Below are 19282 nucleotides of genomic sequence, written 5' to 3'. Positions count from 1 at the left end.
CTCGCGAGCGGTCCGCGCGAGCGGGCTTCGGGGGTCGGCCGATCCCCGACCGGGTAGGAACGGAACGGGAGTCAGGAACGTCCCTACAGGTCACTGGTGTTCATCCAGGTTCGTACCGCGATCGGAAGGATCCCGATGGTGCCGGGAACGGCCAGCAACGGCAGGGTGCTCGACTCCGCCACACGCGAACTCACCCGGATCCGACTGCTGTTCAGTCTGGCCGGCCGGGTCGATCCCACCGCGGGCCGGCCGGGCCGTCTCCTGGACCGGTTCGACTTCGGCCGGTTCACTCCGCACCTGCGCTCCAGCGAGGCCGTGCTGCCCGTGCCGGTGCTGAGCGAACGCCTGGCACCGGACGACCTCGAACTCCCGGGCGCGCCGCACCCGCTGGCACTCGCCGCGCTCGGACTCCTCGTCGTCACCAGCCCGCGCGGCGACGCGACCCTTCTCATGGACTGCGACTTCGCCGGGGAGACCCCCGCCGTCGCCGTCGCCGCATGGCTGGCGACCACCTGCTTCGAGCGTGACCAGCTCAGACTCGGCGGCCGTCCTCTGCTCGACGTCGTCAGCGAGCGGCTGAACCTGCGCGAGCCGCTCGCCTTCGGTCAGAACGTCCATCAACTAGTGTTTCCTGGCGGAGAGTTGAGGGTCGAGCTGCTCGGCACCGACGGCGCCGACGAGACCCCCCGCTCCGTCCCGCTGAACGAGATCATCTACCGGGGCCGGCTGCCCAGCGGTGCCGTCTCCCACCACGGCGTCCAGGTGCCGCCCAACCTCAGGAACCACGGTGTCACCCTGTCCGCCCACGGCCGCGGTGTCTCCGTCCAGGCGGGCTGGGCGGCGCACGTCGAGAACTGCCTGACCCTGGTCGCCGTCGGCCTGGTCTCCGCCCTGGCCGTCCTCCAGCGCACCCGGCTGGCCACCTTCGAGATGATGCGAGCCAACCAACAGGCCCTGATGGACTCGCCGTACGAGGTCCGCTCACTCATCTCCCGCCTGTCGGCCGGCGTCAACGAACTCCAACTCGACCTCGCCTTCGGCGTGGAGGCCTACGTCGACAGCCTGCTGATCCCGGAGATGGTCCTGGAGGGCTTCCAGTCGTCCCTGCGGGACGCGCTCGGCATCCGCGACAGCCTCGACAACTCCGCCCGCATGGTCGAACGCCTCACGTCCGTCATCAACGCCCGATCCGCCGCCCTCGACGCCGCGCTCGCCGAACGCGACGACCGCCGCGACCGCACGGTCTCCGGTCTGGTCGCCGCGGCCACACTCATCGCGCTGCCCCCGACGCTGCTGCTGGCGTTCTTCGGCGTGAACGGCACCGACGTCGACTCCCACCGCTCCATCCTCGACCTGCACTCCTACGGTGCCGCCTACGCGCTGGCCTGGCTCCCCTTCGTCGCCCTGTTCCTGGTCGGCTTCCTGCTGCTCCGGAGGGTCAGCGGACGCTCCGGCTCGCTCCTGGACCAGTCCGACGACGGACGCGTCACCCTGCCCGCACCCCGCAATCCCGGGAGTTGACCGCCATGCCGCCACGACCCGCCGTCTCCGCCCACCGGGGCGGTTCCGAACGCTTCGGCCCCGCCACCTGGCAGGCCTACGAGGACGCCCTCGCGTCGGGCGCGGAATACGTCGAGTTCGACATCCGGCGCACCGCCGACAACGTTCACGTCGTCTATCACGATCCGCGGGTCGACCACACCGGGCAGCTGCTGTCCCGCCTCACCCACGCCGAGCTCGACGAACACGCCGGATACGCGGTGCCCGTCGTCGAGGACGTCATGGCGTTGATCGCCGGGAAGCTGGTGGGCCACCTCGACCTCAAGGAGACCGGCTACGAGCGCGAGTTGATCGACCGCGCCGTCGCCCTGCTGGGTACGGACGGGTTCGTCGCCACCACCCTCGAGGACCGCTCGGTGGCGGCGATCACCGAGGCGTTCCCGGACGTGCGCACCGCGCTGTCCCTGGGCCGCAACCGCAAGGAGGTGGGGTCGGCCCGGCTGGCGGCGACCCGGCTGAGCGAGCTGTTCCCCCTGCGCCGGGTGCGGGCCTGCGGTGCCCACGGCGTGGCCGTGCACCAGCGGCTGGCTCGCGCCAACGTGCTGCGCGAGGCGGACCGCAACGGACTGTTCACGATGGTGTGGACGGTCAACGACGATCCCACCCTGCGTGCCTTTCTCGACGACACGCGCGTGGACGTACTGATCACGGACCGGCCCCGGCGGGCGGTGGAACTGCGCCGGGAACCGCCGGACCCGGACCGGCCCGGACTGGCCGCGTCGGAGCGCCCGAACCCTTGAGTCCCTTGGGCTTTTTGGGCCCTCTATGCCCTCTGAGCCCTCTGAGCCCTTCGAGTCCTTGAACCCTGAACTCTCCGACCGTGGACCCCGGAAGAAGCCCCGGAAGAAGCCCCGGGAGAAGCCCCGGGAGAGAAGTCCCCGGGAGGGGAGCCCGGAAGAAGCGACCGTGCCATTGACAACCACGCACTCACGTTTTGTTCTGGAGTGCGGGGATTCCTGGCGGAAGGGGAGCGCGATGGGACGTCCGGTCGGGATCGATCTGGGGACCACCAACTCGGTGGTGGCCGTGCTGGAGGGCGGAGATCCCACCGTCATCGCCAACGCCGAGGGAGCGCGGACCACTCCCTCGGTCGTGGCCTTCGCCAAGAACGGCGAGGTGCTCGTCGGTGAGGTCGCCAAGCGGCAGACCGTCACCAACGTCGACCGCACCGCCCGTTCCGTCAAGCGGCACATGGGCGCCCCGGACTGGCGGTTCCCCGAGCAGGGCTCCGTGGACGGCACCCGCTACCGCGCGCAGGAGCTGTCCGCGCGGGTCCTTCAGAAGCTGAAGCGGGACGCGGAGGCCTACCTCGGCGAGGACGTCACGGACGCCGTGATCACCGTGCCCGCCTACTTCGACGACATCCAGCGCCAGGCCACCAAGGAGGCCGGCGAGATCGCGGGCCTGAAGGTGCTGCGGATCATCAACGAGCCGACCGCCGCCGCCCTCGCCTACGGACTCGACCGCGGCGAGGAGCAGACGGTCCTCGTCTTCGACCTCGGCGGCGGCACCTTCGACGTGTCCCTGCTGGAGATCGGCGACGGCGTCATCGAGGTCAAGGCGACCAACGGCGACACCCATCTCGGCGGCGACGACTGGGACCAGCGGATCGTGGAGCACCTCGTCGCCCGCTTCAAGGGCCAGTACGGCGTCGACCTGGGCAACGACAAGATGGCGCGGCAACGCCTTCGTGAGGGCGCGGAGAAGGCCAAGATCGAACTGTCGTCGTCCTCGGAGACGACGATCAACCTGCCGTACATCACCGCCTCCGCCGAGGGCCCTCTCCACCTCGACGAGAAGCTGACCCGCTCCCAGTTCCAGGAACTCACCGCCGACCTGCTCGACCGCTGCCGGACCCCCTTCCACCAGGCCGTCAAGGACGCCGGCGTGAAACTCTCCGCGATCGACCACGTGATCCTCGTCGGCGGCTCGACCCGGATGCCCGCGGTCACCGACCTGGTCCGGGAACTGACCGGCAAGGACCCGCACAAGGGCGTCAACCCGGACGAGGTCGTCGCCGTGGGCGCCGCGCTCCAGGCCGGTGTCATCCGCGGTGACGTCAAGGACGTCCTGCTCCTCGACGTCACCCCGCTGTCCCTCGGCATCGAGACCAAGGGCGGCATCATGACCACGCTCATCGAACGCAACACCACGATCCCGACCCGCCGTTCGGAGACGTTCACGACGGCCACCGACAACCAGCCCTCGGTCGGCATCCAGGTCTACCAGGGCGAACGCGAGATCGCCGCCTACAACAAGAAGCTCGGTGTCTTCGACCTCACCGGCCTGCCGCCCGCCCCGCGCGGCGTCCCGCAGATCGAGGTCGCCTTCGACATCGACGCCAACGGCATCATGCACGTCTCCGCCAAGGACCTGGCCACCGGGCGCGAGCAGAAGATGACCGTCACGGGCGGTTCCGCACTGCCCAAGAACGACATCGACCGCATGATGCGCGAGGCCGAGCAGTACGCGGAGGAGGACCGGGGACGCCGGGAGGCCGCCGAGACCCGCAATCAGGCCGAGCAACTCGTCTACCAGACCGAGCGGTTCCTCCGCGACAACGAGGAACAGGTCCCGGCCGACACCAGGCCGGAGGTCGAGTCGGCGATCACCGAGCTGAAGGGACTCCTGGACCGGCAGGCCGACACCGACACCCTGCGGGCCGGCGTCGAGAAGCTGGCCACGGTCAGCCAGCGGATGGGCCAGGCCATGTACGCCCAGGCCCAGCAGCAGAGCCCGGCGGCCCCGACGGAGACCGCGGCACCGCAGGACGCCCGGGACGACGAGGGTGTCGTCGACGCGGAGATCGTCGACGACGACCGGGACCCGAGGGACGGCGCCGCCTGAGCGGACCCGAGTCCGGCCGGGGCACGGGTGGCGCGCCACCGGCCACGAAGGACCCGCGCCCGCTCACGAAGGATCCGCGACCGCTCGCGACGGACCCGAGACGGCTCACGACGGACTCTGGGGCTGAGCTGCGGACTCACCGCGCGGCCCCCGGAGTCCTCGGACCCGGACCCGTACCCGTACCCGAATCAGAATCCGTACCCGAACCCCTACCCGAATCGGAACCCGTCCCCGACCCCGTACCGCTCAGGGCTTGCGGGCCACCCCCGCGTACACCGGCACGATGCCCTCCGCCTGCGCCGCCACGTCCTCCGGCCCCGGCCGCCACCCGTACACCGGGATGACGCCCGGCCCCAGCAGTTCCAGACCGTCGAAGAAGCGCGAGAACTCGGCGAGCGAGCGCGGGTAGAACGGGGTGCCGCTGCGCTGGAAGAGGTTCTTCGCCCCCTCGATCGCCTTCGGGCTGAGGTCGGGGGTGACCTGCGACAGGATCAGACAGCTGCCGGGGGCCAGCGCGGCGACGTACTTCGCCAGCAGGCCGTGCACGTCGTCACCGTCGGCCTCATCGCCCAGGTAGTGGGTGAGCGCCACCAGCGACAGCGCGACCGGCCGGGTGAAGTCCAGGGTCTCCGCGGCCAGCCGCAGCACCGTGTCCAGATCGCGGACGTCGGCGTGCACGTACTCGGTGCTGCCCTCGGCCGTGCCGGTGAGCAGCGCCTCGGCGTGCCGCAGCACGATCGGGTCGTTGTCGGCGTACACGACCTTCGCGTCGGGCGCGACCTCCTGCGCCACCTGGTGCAGATTGGGTTCGGTGGGTATGCCCGTGCCGATGTCCAGGAACTGGCGTATCCCCGCCTCGGCGACCGTGCGCACGGCCCGCTGCATGAAGCGGCGGTTGGCACGCGCCCCGCGCACCACCGTGCCGTCCACGTCGAGGATCCTGCGGGCCAGTTCCTCGTCCACGGGATAGTTGTCCTTGCCGCCCAGCCACCAGTCGTACACCCGCGCCGGATGCGGCCTGCTGGTGTCGATGCGGGTGGGCGCGGCCTCGGAACCGGTCATACGCTGTCTTCTCCTCGAGCTCAGGTCTGGGGCTGGATCTCTGGTCTGGGGATTCGGGCGGGAGCGTGCGTCCATGGGGGCGCCGCGAGTCAGTACGCCTCGCGGTACCGCTGGAGGATCTTCCTGGTGCGCTGCGCCGACGCGGCGTGCGTCGTCATGTGGTCCAGGACCTCCAGGTGCGCCGAGACCTCCTCGCGTGAGTCCAGGTACAGCGCGCCCGTCAGGTACTCGGTGAACACCATGTCGGGCAGTTCGGGCTCGGCGAACCGGAACAGCGAGAACGGCGCGTACGTCCCCGGGTGCGGACCCGTCTCGAACTCGGCGACCTGGAGCGTGACACGGTTGCGTTCGGCCAGCTCCAGCAGCTTGTCCAGCTGGTCGCGCATCACCTCGCCGTGGTCGCTCACCGGGCGCAGCAGCACCGTCTCGTCGATGATCACCCACAGATGCGGTGGGTTCTCCCGCTCCAGCAGCCGCTGCCGGGTCATCCGCAGGGACACATGCCGCTCGACCGTCTGCGTGCCGTCCCGCGCGATCGTCCCGGCCTCCATGACGGCCCGCGCGTACGCCTCGGTCTGGAGCAGGCCGGGCACGAAGTGCGGCTCGTACGACCGGATCAGCCGGGCGGCGCCCTCGAGGCTGACGTACATGCTGAACCACTCGGGCAGCACGTCGTGGAACCGCTGCCACCAGCCCGGCCGGTTCGCCTCCTCGGCCAGCGTCACGAACTGCGCCGACTCGTCCGCCGGGACGCCGTACGTGTCCAACAGCACCTGCACGTACGGGATCTTCAGCGCGACCTCGGCCATCTCCATCCGCCGTACGGTCGCCGGTGCCACCCGCAGGATGCGCGCGGCCTCCTCGCGCTTGAGCCCGGCCGTCTCCCGCAGTTCCTGCAACCGCCTGCCGAGCACCACCTGGCCCACGGTGGGAGCGGGCCGACGCTCACTCACGCCTCGTCTCCCCCATGAGTCGATGGAACCGGGCCAGTGTGCCACGGGACCCGGAACCGCACAGGCGACCGAGAGAATTGCGTCGGTCACAACTGCCGTCAAGTGCCGAGCGAATGCAGGTACTTGACCGTCGCCGGGTCGGCGGGCAGGAACGTCTCGATCGCGAGTTCGGCGACGGTGACGTCCATCGGGGTGTTGAACGTCGAGATCGAGGAGATGAACGACAGCACCCGCCCCTCGTGCTCGATCTGCATCGGCAGCGCGAAATGGGGCACGGGGTCGGCCGGTTCGGGGTCCCGCGGCCCGGCCGCCGGCACCGGATAGGCCGCCACCTCCTCGTACAGCGCGCGCAGCGCGTCCGAGCGGTACAGGGCGATCTGCCGCTCCATCTGCGCCAGCAGATGCTCCCGCCACTCGGGCAGGTTGCGGATGCGCGGCGCCAGGCCCCGCGGGTGCAGGGCCAGCCGCATCGCGTTCGGCGGCGGCTCCAGCAGCGACTCCGCGACACCCGCGAGCAGCATCGTGATGCCCCGGTTCGCCGCGACGACGGTGTACGTCGCGTCCACCACCAGCGCCGGATACGGCTCATAGCCCTGGATCAGCCGTTCCATGCCGTCGCGCAGCGCGCCCAGCGCCGGGTCGTCCAGCGGCGTCTGCGGATAGCGCGGGGCGTAACCGGCCGCCAGCAGCAGCGCGTTGCGCTCGCGCACCGGCACGTCCAGGTGCTCGGCCAGCCGCAGCACCATCTCCTCGCTCGGCCGGGACCGGCCCGTCTCGACGAAGCTGATGTGCCGGGCGGAGGAGTCCGCGCGCGACGCCAGCTCCAGCTGACTCACCCGCCGCCGCTCCCGCCACGCCCGCAGCAGCGGCCCCGCCCCCCTGTCTGCGCTGCCTGCGTTATCTGCGGTGGCTGTGTGGTCTGTGCTGTTCACGTTGTGCCGCTTGTTCCGGCCATCGCCCTTGTTCGGCGGGGCGGTGCCGGACGCTGCGTCGGCGGCGGCGCTGGACCGGGTGGTGGACCCGGCGGCGGACGGGGCATTCGTCATGGGGACGACCGTAGACCAGGCCCGGCCCGACGTGGCGGCGCACCCGTGTGGCGGCGCCCCTGACCAGGGCCGCAGCGGCCGTCCTATGGCACGCTGAACAGGTACGCGACACCCAGGAAGGGAGCGAGGGCATGGCCGTCGAACCGCTGTCGCAGAAGGAGATCGAGGACCGGCTGGCCGACCTGCCGGGCTGGACCCTCGACGGGGACCGCCTCGCCCGCTCCTACCGGCTGACCTCCCATTTCGCGGCGACCGCTCTGGTCGTCCACATCGCCCAGGTGCAGGACGAGCTCGACCACCACTCCGACCTCACCCTCGGCTACAACACGGTCTCGCTGACCGTGAACACCCACAGCGTGGGCGGCGCCGTGACCGGGCTCGACTTCGAGCTCGCCCGGAGAGTGGAAGCCCTGGCCCCGGGACACGGGGCCCACTGACCACGCGTCCGGACCGGAACGGGGGAGAGCCGCGTGCTGGACTACGACAAGGAAGCGGAGCGCTACGACGCCTCCCGCGGCGGCGAACCCAGGGCCGCCGCGGCCGCGGCGGCCGTGCTCGGCCTCATACCCGCCGGGGCGCGCGGCCTGCTCGACGTCGCCTGCGGGACCGGCATCGTCACCCGGCGGTTCGCCGCGGACCGCGACGGCATGCGGGTCACCGGCGTCGACCTCTCGCCCGCCATGGTCCGGCACGCCGCCGCCCGGCTGCCCGGCGCCGTCGTCCGGGCAGACAGCCGCCGACTTCCCTTCCCCGAGGGGCAGTTCGACGGCGTCACCAGCGTCTGGCTGCTGCACCTCGCGGACAACGACGAGGACGCGCGGACCATCGTCGGCGAGTGCGCCCGAGTGCTGCGGCCGGGCGGGGTGTACGTCACCACGGTCGACAAGGCCGCCGCCCACAACGTGGGCAGTGACATCGACGCCGTGCTCGCCTCCCGGCCGCCCCGGGCGGCCCGTGACGCGGCCGAACGCGTCGAGTCGTACGCCCTCGCGCACGGTCTCGTGCCGGCCGGGCAGGCCCGCTTCACCGGTCGCGGCCAGGGCCGCAGCCCCCGCCGGACGGTCGCGGACCTGCGGCGCGGCTGGTTCGTCATGCTGCCGCCGGGCGAACCGCTCGCCGACGAGTTCGCCGCGCGCCTCCAGGCCCTGCCCGACCAGGACCGGCCGCGCCCCGACCCGCTGTTCAGCCTGCGCGCGTACCGGAGGCCGACCGGGTGAAGTCCATGGTCCAGTCGGTCAGCCAGGTCAGCCAGGTCACCCCGTCGTCCACCGAGAACGCCTGCTCCCGGCGGGCCGTGGTCGGTGAGATCCCGACCAACGTCTCCTTCAACGTCCACCGGGCCGGGAAGGCCGAACCGACGCCCGGCACCGGCGCCACCGACTCCTTCCCCCTGGCGTTTTACACACCGTGGCAGCCGTGGGTGCGCGCCGTCGCCGACGGCGCGCCACCGCGTCAGTCGTCCTCGCGCAGGCTCTCCGGCGCGCAGAGGTACTCCGACCAGTCCAGGCCGAGCACGTCCCCGAGCCGGGTCAGGGACTTCTCCGTGCGGCCGTACGCGACGAGTTCGAAGTCGCCGTGGCCGGTGTCGTGCCGCACGACCACATCCTCGCCCCCGAAGTACACGGCGCGCGAACCGAGTTCGCGCCACGGCAGCAGACCGGTGGGCCGCAGACGCGCCCGCAGCCGGTCCAGCGTCTCGGGGGTGACACGGTGCTGCTCGACACACCAGCCGTAGTGGGCCGGCAGCCGGGTCACGGCCAGCTGGAGGAAGAACTCCGAGACGGAGTGGCTCTGCGCCAGCCAGACGTCCCGGCCCTCCTCGTCCCGCGCGGCGACCAGGACCGGCGGGTCGGCGAGGGCGCTGCGGGCGGCGGGGTAGCCCCACTCGTTGCAGTACTCGTACTCGGCCATGAACACACAGACCCGCGGATCCTCGTCCGGCCCCACGAACGGGTTGTCCGCGGGCAGCGCGTCCGAGACGCCGTACCCCGTCGGATCGGGGCGCAGGGTGGGCGGCCACTCGGGGTGGGTCCAGTACAGGCGGGGGCGGTCGGCGAAGGAGTTGAAGGGCAGATCCCACCACTCCTCCAGCGCGGGCGGCACGGGCAATGAGCGGTCGACGCGGGCGAGGTCGTCGGCATCCGGTTCGCCCCGCTCCCAACGCCGCCCGACGGTGGGCTCGTAGCCCCACTCCTGCTGGAACGCGCGCAACAACTCCCAGCGCGCGGCGGTGCCTTCGCCGCGGGCCCGCTCCAGCCGATCGTGGAACAGTCCGTAGTCGATCTCCGTCACGCGGACGATCCTACGAGGCGCGTGCCGTCGCCGGCACGCGCCCTCGAAGGTCAGTTCACCGTGCAGCTCCGGTCACCCAGCCGGAAGGCCGTTGGTCTCGTGTTCGACCCGGACCAGCTGCCGGTGAACCGAAACCCACCGACGAACCGGCCGCCACCGTGCCGTTCCGCCCACCGGGTCCAGCAGTGGTGTCCACGACTTCGTCGACTCCTGCCGGCGGTAGGCACCGCCGATGTCCGTACGGGCGTAGGCGAGGTTCTTCTCGGTGCGGTTGAAGACGATGCCCGGGACGAAACCGCCGCCGTCGACGCGGGCGTTCTTCCAGGTGTACGACTCGGCGGCGATCGTCGCCCGGGCGCTGTGCGCGTCGCGGGCGGCCAGCGCGGGCGGCGTGCCCGCGAGCAGACCGGCCGCGAGCGCCAGCACGGCGGTGAGGATGCGGGTTCTTCGCACGGTGGGGGTCCTTCCTCGATGGGGGAGAAGACGCGACGACCGGGCGGCCCCCGTGCGGGTGGGGCCGCCCGGCGCGGTACGCGCAGCGGTGGCGGGGACTATTCGAGGAGCTCCGCGTACGAACCCATGGCCAGGGCGATGTCCGCCTCGGCCCAGAACCGGTGGTACGTGAACACGGGAGCGGCGCCGCCCGCGAGGTAGCTCTCGATCTTCGACCAGGCCGGGTCGTTCCTGTAGAACGACCTGAGGGAGGCGAAGGTCGAGGACGAGCTGATCGTGTCCCCGTTCGGCATCCTGCCGCTCCAGCCGCTCGGCACGTACACGCCGTCGTCGAACCGGCTGTAGTCGGCCCGGGTCTCCGGGACGGCGACGCCGAGACTGTCCCGGTGGTTGTTCCACATGCCGTCCAGGAGCGCCTTCGCCGTCGTCCTGGCCTGCGTGTCACCGGACCTGGCGGCGTAGTACGTCAGGGTCTTGGCGTACGCGGCCGCCACGCCGACGTCCTCGGTGTAGTCGGCGACGGTGACGTGCAGCCCGCTGTTGGCGCCGGGGCTCGACGCGTTCCAGGTGTCCGGCTGCCCGGACCACTGGAGCGTGGAGGGGATCAGGTAGGTGCCGTCCGGGTTGATCGTGGTTCTCGACAGCGCCCAGTCGACCCACTTGTCCAGGACCGCCTTGGCCTGCGCGTTCCCCGTCTGCTGGTAGTACTCGGCGACCCGCTCCATCGACCACGCCTGGAAGCCGAACCACTGGTTGGACGGCGGGTCGTGGTAGACGGGCTGCTGGTCGTAGTACATGCCGTAGAAGGTGGACGTACCGGCCGGCGGGGTCGCGTAGCGGCCCGCCCAGCTGTTGGTGGCGCCGCCCGCGACGGCACCCTCGTCCGACTGGAGCCAGCGGTAGAACTCCAACTGCCGGCCGAGGGACTTGGCCCAGTCCGCCTGTCCCGTCGCCGACTTCGGCTTCAGGTCGGCGGAGGAGCTGAGCGCGTACGCCGCCAGGGGGTTCTGGTAGCCGCCGTGGACATGGCTGGAGCCGATGCGCCAGGCCCAGCCGGCGCTCGTGTCCGTGGCGCCGCCCCACGCGTAGTACCAGGACAGCAGGTAGGCCGAGGCGTCCTTGCCGGTGCCGGCCGGGCAGGTCGACGGTCCGACGCAGTTGCCGATCTTCTTGAAGTACTTGTCGTACATGGCGTAGCGCAGATAGTCGCCCATCTTCGCCGCCTTGCCGACGGTGGCCGACACGTCACCGCCCTTGCCCTGCGCCTTGGCCCACACGTCCGCCCAGTACGCGGCCTGCACCGCGCGCGCGTCCGCGTCCGGGGCGTCGGTGTACTTCCACTGCTTGGCGTACGACGCGTCACCGGTGAAGAGGTCCAGGTATCCGTTCGCGCCGCCGTACTTGAAGGCGTCGCAGGTGGGCTGCGGCACCGTCTCCCACACCGACTCCTGCACACCGCGCTGGAAGGTGTTGATGTACGACGGTCCGGTCGCCGTCGGGCCCGCCTCGCACTTGCCGGGCTCGTTGCCGTAGCCGTACACGTTGTCTACGTCCTGGAGCCAGTGCATGCCGTAGACGTCGTCAGTGCCGTAAGCGGTCCTCAGTTCACCGGCGATCGGATCCGACCCGACCGGGACCGCCGTGTCCAGTCTCGCCGGATACTCGTTCGGCGTGTCCAGCTCGGGCGCGTACGTCGCCGGTTTCGAGGCGTTGTAGAAGGAGTTGGTCGGCTGGTCGGCGTGGGTCGGGATCATGTACTTCTCCATGAGGTCCCACGCGCCGTTGAACTTGGTCCAGTCGCCCGAGACCTTGCCGTACATGGCCTGTAGCCAGAGAAGGTAGCTGTACGCCTCCGACGTGGTCTCATGACCCTGGTCCGGAGCCTCGACGATCAGCGTCTCGACCGAGTGGTAGGGAATGCCCTCGGGCGAGAAGTAGCCGTTCGCCGGGTCGGTGATCTTCCCGTAGAGGTCCAGGAAGCGGGCGTCGTACTCCTTCGAGGCGGCGATCTGGGTGGCCGTCACCGTGGCCTTGGCGTGCCCGCCGGCCGTCGACTCGAAGGTCGCCGCGCCCGTGCCGGAGGCGGCCGCGGTGATCGTCACCTGCTGCGCGGTGCTCCAGGTGGCCGGTGTGAACGTGAGCGAGGCGCCGCCGGTGACCGACAGGCCCGTGTTGCCGCCGGTCCGCGCGGTGGTCACCGTGACGTTCGCGCCGGGCCGCGTCGAGAGCTTCACCTCGTAGCCGGCCGTCCTGCCCTGCTGGACGGCCAGTTGGCTGGTCGAGGCCACCACGGCGGGACCCGCGGCGACCGTGATGCCGACCGGCGTGGACTCCGCCGACGCGCCCAGGCTGTCGAAGGCCTTCGCCAGCAGCGAATGACTGCCCACGGTCAAACTTGAGGCCGAGAGCGAGTAGGGCGCGCTGGTGTCCGTGCCGAGCAGCGTGGTGTCGTCGTAGAACTCCACCTTGCCGATCGTCGCGTTGTCCGCGGCCGCGGCGGTGGCCGCGAGCGGGACCGCGTCGCCCTGCGTGTAGACCGCGCCCGGGGCGGGGCTGGTCAGCACGCTCACCGGCGGCTGGTGCGCGCCGGCGCAGGTGGTGCCGTTGACCGCGAAGGTGGTGGGGGAGGTGTTGGTGCCGCTGTAGGTGAACTGCGCGCCCGTGCCGACCGCCGCGCCGGCGGGGATCGTCCCGTTGTAGGAGGCGTTGGTCACGGTGATCGACGTGCCGGACTGGGTCCAGCCGCCGTTCCAGCCGCCGACCAGCTTCTGATTGCCCGTGTAGGCGTACGTCAGGGTCCAGCCGTCGACGGCGTCCGTACCGCGGTTGGTGAGGGTCAGGTCCGCGGTGAAGCCGGAACCCCAGTCGTTCGTGCGGTAGTCGACGCTGCACCGGAGCGGCGCAGCCTGGGCGGGTGCCGTGCCGACGGCCAGCGTCGACAGGGGGAGCGCCAGGGCCGTCGCGGCGGCGGCCCATAACCGCCGTACGGCTGCGCGTCTCGAGGGTGGGGGATGCATGGTGCTGGTTCCTCCTTGCGGCTCGGAGAAGTCAAGGCTTGAACCAGTGGGAGCGCTCCCATAGTGAGGATGGGGGTGGAAGCGGTCAAGGTGCTTGAAGAGTCGAAAAGATTCGACGAGCGCGCTCGGGGAAAAGTCAGTAACTCCCCTGTTCTTCACCGTCACTTGGCGCTACCTTCCTTCGCACCAGTGGGAGCGATTCCAACAGTCGACGCGTCCGTCACGACGCGCCCGAGCTGCAAGGAGTCGCTCATGCGACACCCCCCGCGTTCAGGTCTTTTAGTCGTAGCCGGTGCGATCGCCCTCATCGGGACCGCGCTCGTACCGGTCGTCACGGCGCAGGCGGCCGCGCCCGCGTGCACGGTGGAGTACTCCGTCGTCAGCCAGTGGGACTCCGGTTTCCAAGGCGCCGTGAAGCTCACCAACAACGCCGCCGCCGTGAGTGGTTGGAGCCTCGCCTTCGACTTCCCCGGCGGTCAGAAGGTCACGCAGGGCTGGAACGCCAAGTGGTCCCAGTCCGGCACCACCGTGACCGCGCTGAACGAGAGCTACAACGGCCTTCTGGGCACCGGTGCGAGCGTCAGCGCCGGGTTCCTCGCCTCCTGGTCGGGCGGCAACGCCGTACCGACCACGTTCAAGCTCAACGGCACCACGTGCAACACCGACGTGGAGCCGACACCGACACCGACCGAGCCTCCCCCGGGCGGCGGGGCACCGGCCCTGCACGTCACCGGGAACAAGCTCGTGGACGCCGGCGGCACCACCCGCCGCCTGCTCGGCGTCAACCGGTCCGGCGGCGAGTTCATGTGCGTGCAGGGGTACGGCATCTGGGACGGTCCCGTCGACGACGCCGCGATCAAGGCGATCGCCGACTGGAAGGCCGACACGGTCCGCATCCCGCTGAACGAGGAGTGCTGGCTCGGCCTGTCCAACATCAAACCCGAGTACGCCGGCGCCCACTACGTCGACGCGGTGAAGGACCTCGTGGCACGGATCGAGGCGCACGGCATGACGCCGGTCGTCGAACTCCACTGGACCTACGGGCAGTACACCGGCAACTCGGCCGGCTGCTCCGACGTCCACGCCACCTGCCAGAAGCCGATGCCGGACATGCGGTACACGCCGTCGTTCTGGTCGTCGGTGGCGAGCACCTTCAAGGACGATCCGGCCGTCGTGTTCGACCTGTTCAACGAGCCCTACCCGGACCGCGCCACCTCCACGGCCACCCAGGCGTGGCAGTGCTGGCGCGACGGCGGCACCTGCCCCGGCATCGGCTACGAGGTCGCCGGTATGCAGGATCTCGTCGATTCCATCCGAAACGCCGGTGCGAGGAACCTGATCCTGGCCGGCGGCCTCGCCTACTCCAACGACCTGAGCCAGTGGCTCACCCACCGGCCCACCGACCCGGCGGGCAACCTCGCCGCCGCGTACCACGTGTACAACTTCAACACCTGTGCGAGCGAGAGCTGCTGGAACTCCACCCTCGCTCCGGTGGCCGCCCAAGTGCCGCTGGTGGCGGGGGAGATCGGCGAGAACACCTGCTCGCACTCCTTCGTCGACCAGGTCATGAGGTGGTTCGACGACCGCGGCCTGTCCTACCTGGGCTGGACCTGGAACACCTGGGACTGCTCCTCCGGCCCGTCCCTCATCTCCGCCTACGACGGCACGCCCACGTCGTACGGCCTCGGGCTGCGCGACCACCTGCGCGCCCTCAAAGGATGACCCGTCACCGAACACCACGGATGACCCATATCCGAACATCACGGACGACCCATATCCGAACACCACAGAAGGAATCCGCACTCATGAGCCGTAGCAGAACAGCGGTACTCGCCGCCCTGGCGCTGGTCGCCGGGGCCACCGGAACGGCCGTCGCCGCCGCCCCCGCGGACTTAGGCATCGCAGCCGTCCCCTGCACCGTCGCCTACGCGGTGCAGAACCAGTGGGACACCGGCTTCACCGCCGCCGTGACCGTCACCAACAACAGTGCCGCCAAGAGCAGTTGGTCGGTGAAGTGGGCGTACGCCGGAAACCAGAGGATCACCAACGGCTGGAACGCGAAGATCAGCCAGAGCGGGACCGCCGTCACCGCCGCCAACGAGACCTACAACGGGACGCTGGCGACCGGAGCCTCGGTCAGCTTCGGCTTCCAGGCCTCCTACACCGGCACCAACGCGCTCCCGGCCACCTTCACCCTCGACGGCGTGACCTGCAACGTCGACGACGGCAGCGGCGGAGGCGGTACGGACCCCGACCCCTCCGGCAAGGTCGACAACCCCTACGCCGGCGCCAAGGTGTACGTGAACCCGGAGTGGTCCGCGAAGGCCGCCGCAGAGACCGGCGGCAGCCGGATCTCCAACCAGCCCACCGGCGTCTGGCTCGACCGCATCGCCGCCATCAACGGCGCCAACGGCGGCATGGGCCTGCGCGCCCACCTCGACGCCGCCCTCGCCCAGAAGGGCACGGGTGAGGAGGTCGTCCAGCTGGTCGTCTACGACCTGCCCGGACGGGACTGCGCGGCCCTGGCCTCCAACGGCGAACTCGGCCCGACGGAGATCGACAAGTACAAGACGCAGTTCATCGACCCGATCGCGGCCATCCTGGCCGACCCGAAGTACGCAGCCCTGCGCATCGTCACCACCATCGAGATCGACTCGCTGCCCAACCTCGTCACCAACACCGGCAGCCGGGCCACCGCCACCCCGGCCTGCGACACCATGCTCGCCAACGGCAACTACGTGAAGGGCGTCGGATACGCGCTCAACAAGCTCGGCGCGATCCCCAACGTCTACAACTACATCGACGCCGGTCACCACGGCTGGCTCGGCTGGGACGACAACTTCGCCCCCTCCGCCCAGCTCTTCTACCAGGCCGCCAACGCCGAGGGCGCGACGGTCGCCGACGTCCACGGCTTCATCACCAACACGGCCAACTACAGCGCCCTGAAGGAGAACAACTTCACCGTCAACGACACCGTCAACGGCACCTCCGTGCGCCAGTCCAAGTGGGTGGACTGGAACCGGTACGTCGACGAACTGTCGTACGCGCAGGGCTTCCGCAACCAGCTCGTCTCGGCCGGCTTCAACTCCGGCATCGGCATGCTGATCGACACCTCCCGCAACGGTTGGGGCGGCACCGCCCGGCCCGCCGGACCGGGCGCCACGACCAGCGTGGACACCTATGTCGACGGCGGCCGCTACGACCGCCGCATCCACATCGGCAACTGGTGCAACCAGTCCGGCGCCGGACTCGGCGAGCGCCCGAAGGCGGCCCCGGCCACCGGCATCGACGCGTACGTGTGGATGAAGCCGCCGGGTGAGTCCGACGGGTCCAGCAGCGCCATCGCGAACGACGAGGGCAAGGGCTTCGACCGGATGTGCGACCCGACGTACACGGGCAACGCCCGCAACGGCAACAGCCTGTCGGGCGCGCTGCCGAACGCGCCGCTGTCCGGGCACTGGTTCTCCGCGCAGTTCCAGCAGCTGATGCAGAACGCCTACCCGGCGCTGTAGGCCGCTGACCCGCCTCCGCCGGGGGCCGGCCCTCCCGGGCCGGGCCCCGGCGGATCGCACGCTCCACCGGGGAACGATCCCCGTCGGGCCGGTCCGGCTCCCGCGGTTCCATCGGGTACGGCGGGGGCCGCTCGGGCCCGTGCGGACGTCTGCCTTGCTGCGGCAGGGCCGCGTGCTCTGGTAGCGGAGTATGTGCGCCCTGGAACGCGTCGTGCGGGACAAATCTCCCATGGCAGTTTCCCACGGTGCTTTTTGCCGTCCCGGCAACAGCACTGGCCCTCGCGCGGTGGGTGGGCCCAGGCTGACGGCACCCGGACGAGAGGCTGACTTCCATGGCGCATCACCACCACACCCACGACCACACCGAGGGCGGCAGCGACACCGCCATCGACTGGGCCGACATGGCCACGATGCTGGAGACGCAGGCGGAGCTGCTCGCCCCGCTGTACGCGCGGGCCCTCGCCTGGCTCGCGGAGAGTGTGCCCGAGCCAGGCCTGATCGTCGACGCGGGCAGCGGGCCGGGTGTCGTCTCCTGTCAGTTCGCCGAGACGTTCCCAGGTGCGCGAGTGGTGGCCGTGGACGGCTCGGCGCCCCTGCTGGAGCGCGCGGGGGCGCGCGCGGAGCGCCTCGGGTTCGCGGACCGCTTCGGCACCCTGGCCGGTGATCTCCCGTCCGTGCTGGCCGAGTTGGAGTACCCGGCCGACCTGCTGTGGGCGGCGCGCAGCCTGCACCACCTCGGCGACCAGGGCGCCGCCCTGACCGCCTTCGCCGACCGGCTGGCACCCGGCGGCACGCTGGCCCTGCTCGAGGGCGGGCTGCCCTCGCGGTTCCTGCCCCGCGACATCGGCTTCGGCCGGCCCGGACTCCAGGCGCGCATCGACGCGGTGGAGGCCGAGTGGTTCGAGCGGATGCGCGTCGGCCTTCCCGGTGCGGTCACCGGGGAGGAGAACTGGCCCGCCATGCTGACCGCCGCCGGTCTGCGGCACACCAGCACCCGTACCTTCCTGCTGGACCTGCCCGCGCCCGTGTCCGACGCGGCCCGCGCCCATGTCGCCGCGTCGCTGACCCGGCTGCGCGACGCCTGCGCGGACGGCATCGACCCGGAGGACCGCGCCACCCTCGACCGCCTCCTCGACCCGGAGGACGAGGCGAGCGTCCACCACCGCCCGGACGTGTTCGTCCTGTCCGCCCACACGGTGTACACGGCGGTCCGCGTCGCCGGGTGACCGGGTGACAAGGTGATCGCGCTGCGGCTGCTGGACGCCGGACAGCGGGTGGCCGTCACTGGCCGTGGGGGAGCGGCGGCTGGACGAGTTCGCCGAGGAGGGCTTTCGGCGTGGGCGTGACCCTGGGTCGCGCCCGGCCGGGCGGAGACCCCGTTCCGGGAGGCGATGGCAGCCTGCCGCCGGGCCTGCCGCTCACCGCCGACCAGATCGCGGACTCGATCGTGTGGGCTGTCCGGCAGCCGGACGGAGTCGACGTCCACACCGTCGTCGTACGGCCGCTCGGACAGCCCGACCGACCCGCCTGCCGGGTCAGTTGTTGTTGACGAACTCCTGGGCCAGCCGGTCGCCGAGGGTCACGGCCGCGCTGTGGCTCTCGATCGGGGAAACCTTGGAGTTCGTGAACAGGATGTACGTCACGCCGGAGTCGGCGCCGCCCGTCTCCGGGTCCGGGTCGATGCCGAGCGCCTGGGCGGTGGCGTACGAGGCCTCACCGATGATCTTCGTGGGGCCGGTGTCGCCGACGACCGCGTACTCGACCTTGTTGTTGTAGATCACGGCGACCACGCCGCCGCCCTTGATGCCGGCGTTGGCGTAGTTCCAGGTGCTGCTGGCGCTGGGGACCACCACGTACGGCAGTGTGTCGGCGCGCAGCGGCTTGCCGTCGGACTGGTGGAACGCCGTGTCGGCCTGGAACCAGGGGTCGGTGCTCTCGCTGCAGTTCGCGGTGCGCTGCCCGTCGCAGTCGATGTCGAGGTCGGCCTTCCAGAACACCGCGCCGTTCTTGCCGCAGACGGGGACGGTGGCCGAGGTCTCCTCGTCGGTGCGGTACTTGCCGTTGGAGATCTGGGAGCAGGACGTCACCTTGGCGAGCAGGGCGGCCGCGCTGACCGTGCCCTCCCGCGGTGCGGAAGTCGTGCCGGACGGGGAGGTGCCGGAGGCGGTCGCGGGGAGTGCTCCGGAGGCGAGCAGGGCGGCCGAGGCGGCCGCGGCCAGGGCCAGTGTTCGAGTGCGCACTGTGGGGGGACCCTTCTGTTAGGAAAGTTTCCTTACCGGGTGAATCCAAAGTGGCCCATCGGCATGACCGCGTCAACCCCTGCGGGAGGGTGTCGTGGGTCGGACGGAACCGGCTCCTCCGCGGGGTGGTCGACGGGGTCGGCAGAGTCGACCGGTCAAACCGGTCAACAGGGTTCAACGCGTTCAACAGGTCGGCGGACAACGGCCGTTGGACGCCCTCGACCCTGCCCTGGTTCCGCCCGCCGCCGCCACCGCACGCCCGCCGACACACGTGCGCCCCGAGCCCGTACGGGCTCGGGG

15 protein-coding genes and 2 pseudogenes are annotated in these 19282 nt (G+C 70.8%); 9 read left to right on the top strand and 8 right to left on the bottom strand.

Features of this window, described 5'->3' with window-relative positions; all coding sequences use genetic code 11:
- The first annotated feature begins 135 nt into the window (after window positions 1-135).
- From ACFV0T_RS41330 to dnaK, 3 genes are all read left to right on the top strand, one after another.
- On the top strand, window positions 136-1521 hold the full coding sequence (locus ACFV0T_RS41330) for a hypothetical protein (protein WP_385790585.1): 1386 nt from the start codon (window positions 136-138) through the stop codon (window positions 1519-1521).
- A gap of 5 nt (window positions 1522-1526) precedes the next feature.
- A complete protein-coding gene (locus ACFV0T_RS41325) occupies window positions 1527-2300 on the top strand; it encodes a glycerophosphodiester phosphodiesterase family protein (RefSeq protein WP_385790583.1) in 774 nt (257 codons plus the stop codon).
- Window positions 2301-2535: 235 nt separating this feature from the next.
- Complete coding sequence (dnaK, locus tag ACFV0T_RS41320) at window positions 2536-4407, top strand: molecular chaperone DnaK (RefSeq protein WP_385790581.1); 1872 nt, start codon at window positions 2536-2538, stop codon at window positions 4405-4407.
- A gap of 246 nt (window positions 4408-4653) precedes the next feature.
- Here the strand turns inward: dnaK and ACFV0T_RS41315 are convergent, their stop codons facing one another.
- From ACFV0T_RS41315 to ACFV0T_RS41305, 3 genes are all read right to left on the bottom strand, one after another.
- Window positions 4654-5469, bottom strand: a complete 816-nt coding sequence (locus ACFV0T_RS41315; protein ID WP_385790579.1) for an SAM-dependent methyltransferase — start codon at window positions 5467-5469, stop codon at window positions 4654-4656.
- An 89-nt stretch (window positions 5470-5558) separates the two neighbouring features.
- Entirely contained in the window at window positions 5559-6422 is an 864-nt protein-coding gene (locus ACFV0T_RS41310) for a helix-turn-helix transcriptional regulator (protein ID WP_385790577.1), read from the bottom strand.
- 98 nt (window positions 6423-6520) lie between these two features.
- Entirely contained in the window at window positions 6521-7468 is a 948-nt protein-coding gene (locus ACFV0T_RS41305) for a helix-turn-helix domain-containing protein (RefSeq protein ID WP_385790575.1), read from the bottom strand.
- Between the two features lie 131 nt (window positions 7469-7599).
- Here ACFV0T_RS41305 and ACFV0T_RS41300 point away from each other — a divergent pair, with 131 nt between their 5' ends.
- On the top strand, window positions 7600-7905 hold the full coding sequence (locus ACFV0T_RS41300; RefSeq protein ID WP_385790573.1) for a 4a-hydroxytetrahydrobiopterin dehydratase: 306 nt from the start codon (window positions 7600-7602) through the stop codon (window positions 7903-7905).
- A 33-nt stretch (window positions 7906-7938) separates the two neighbouring features.
- A complete protein-coding gene (locus ACFV0T_RS41295; protein WP_385790571.1) occupies window positions 7939-8685 on the top strand; it encodes a class I SAM-dependent methyltransferase in 747 nt (248 codons plus the stop codon).
- Here ACFV0T_RS41295 and ACFV0T_RS41290 read toward each other — a convergent pair.
- The 4 genes and pseudogenes from ACFV0T_RS41290 to ACFV0T_RS41275 form a co-directional block, all read right to left on the bottom strand.
- Window positions 8651-8845: a hypothetical protein gene (locus ACFV0T_RS41290; protein WP_385790569.1), complete on the bottom strand. Its 195-nt coding sequence runs from the start codon at window positions 8843-8845 to the stop codon at window positions 8651-8653. The two genes, ACFV0T_RS41295 and ACFV0T_RS41290, sit on opposite strands and share 35 nt — an antisense overlap.
- Before the next feature lie 75 nt (window positions 8846-8920).
- Window positions 8921-9760: a hypothetical protein gene (locus tag ACFV0T_RS41285; RefSeq protein ID WP_385790568.1), complete on the bottom strand. Its 840-nt coding sequence runs from the start codon at window positions 9758-9760 to the stop codon at window positions 8921-8923.
- Between the two features lie 168 nt (window positions 9761-9928).
- Window positions 9929-10213: pseudogene (locus tag ACFV0T_RS41280) on the bottom strand (xyloglucanase); the annotation flags it as partial.
- A gap of 98 nt (window positions 10214-10311) precedes the next feature.
- Window positions 10312-13230 (bottom strand): glycoside hydrolase family 48 protein, encoded by a 2919-nt coding sequence (locus tag ACFV0T_RS41275; RefSeq protein ID WP_385790566.1) that lies wholly within the window; start codon window positions 13228-13230, stop codon window positions 10312-10314.
- Between the two features lie 252 nt (window positions 13231-13482).
- Between ACFV0T_RS41275 and ACFV0T_RS41270 the strand changes: the two genes are divergently transcribed.
- The 4 genes and pseudogenes from ACFV0T_RS41270 to ACFV0T_RS41255 form a co-directional block, all read left to right on the top strand.
- A complete protein-coding gene (locus ACFV0T_RS41270) occupies window positions 13483-14952 on the top strand; it encodes a cellulase family glycosylhydrolase (protein WP_385790565.1) in 1470 nt (489 codons plus the stop codon).
- Between the two features lie 83 nt (window positions 14953-15035).
- Window positions 15036-16742: a glycoside hydrolase family 6 protein gene (locus ACFV0T_RS41265; RefSeq protein ID WP_385790563.1), complete on the top strand. Its 1707-nt coding sequence runs from the start codon at window positions 15036-15038 to the stop codon at window positions 16740-16742.
- 332 nt (window positions 16743-17074) lie between these two features.
- Complete coding sequence (locus ACFV0T_RS41260) at window positions 17075-17968, top strand: class I SAM-dependent methyltransferase (RefSeq protein ID WP_385790561.1); 894 nt, start codon at window positions 17075-17077, stop codon at window positions 17966-17968.
- Between the two features lie 104 nt (window positions 17969-18072).
- Window positions 18073-18291: pseudogene (locus tag ACFV0T_RS41255) on the top strand (hypothetical protein); the annotation flags it as partial.
- Here the strand turns inward: ACFV0T_RS41255 and ACFV0T_RS41250 are convergent.
- A complete protein-coding gene (locus tag ACFV0T_RS41250) occupies window positions 18278-18982 on the bottom strand; it encodes a glycoside hydrolase family 75 protein (protein WP_385790559.1) in 705 nt (234 codons plus the stop codon). The pseudogene ACFV0T_RS41255 and the gene ACFV0T_RS41250 overlap by 14 nt on opposite strands.
- Window positions 18983-19282: the final 300 nt, after the last annotated feature.

The sequence above is a fragment of the Streptomyces sp. NPDC059582 genome, from assembly GCF_042735715.1.
Classification (GTDB): Bacteria; Actinomycetota; Actinomycetes; order Streptomycetales; family Streptomycetaceae; genus Streptomyces.
This window is presented reverse-complemented; position numbering and strand designations above follow the sequence as displayed.

What these genes read in the sequence shown, in the direction of transcription:
- ACFV0T_RS41330 (WP_385790585.1), top strand. Translation starts at nt 136, where the DNA reads ATGGTGCCGGGAACGGCCAGCAACGGCAGGGTGCTCGACTCCGCCACA.
- ACFV0T_RS41325 (WP_385790583.1), top strand. Translation starts at nt 1,527, where the DNA reads ATGCCGCCACGACCCGCCGTCTCCGCCCACCGGGGCGGTTCCGAACGC.
- dnaK (WP_385790581.1), top strand. Translation starts at nt 2,536, where the DNA reads ATGGGACGTCCGGTCGGGATCGATCTGGGGACCACCAACTCGGTGGTG.
- ACFV0T_RS41315 (WP_385790579.1), bottom strand. Translation starts at nt 5,469, where the DNA reads ATGACCGGTTCCGAGGCCGCGCCCACCCGCATCGACACCAGCAGGCCG.
- ACFV0T_RS41305 (WP_385790575.1), bottom strand. Translation starts at nt 7,468, where the DNA reads ATGACGAATGCCCCGTCCGCCGCCGGGTCCACCACCCGGTCCAGCGCC.
- ACFV0T_RS41300 (WP_385790573.1), top strand. Translation starts at nt 7,600, where the DNA reads ATGGCCGTCGAACCGCTGTCGCAGAAGGAGATCGAGGACCGGCTGGCC.
- ACFV0T_RS41275 (WP_385790566.1), bottom strand. Translation starts at nt 13,230, where the DNA reads ATGCATCCCCCACCCTCGAGACGCGCAGCCGTACGGCGGTTATGGGCC.
- ACFV0T_RS41270 (WP_385790565.1), top strand. Translation starts at nt 13,483, where the DNA reads ATGCGACACCCCCCGCGTTCAGGTCTTTTAGTCGTAGCCGGTGCGATC.
- ACFV0T_RS41265 (WP_385790563.1), top strand. Translation starts at nt 15,036, where the DNA reads ATGAGCCGTAGCAGAACAGCGGTACTCGCCGCCCTGGCGCTGGTCGCC.
- ACFV0T_RS41260 (WP_385790561.1), top strand. Translation starts at nt 17,075, where the DNA reads ATGGCGCATCACCACCACACCCACGACCACACCGAGGGCGGCAGCGAC.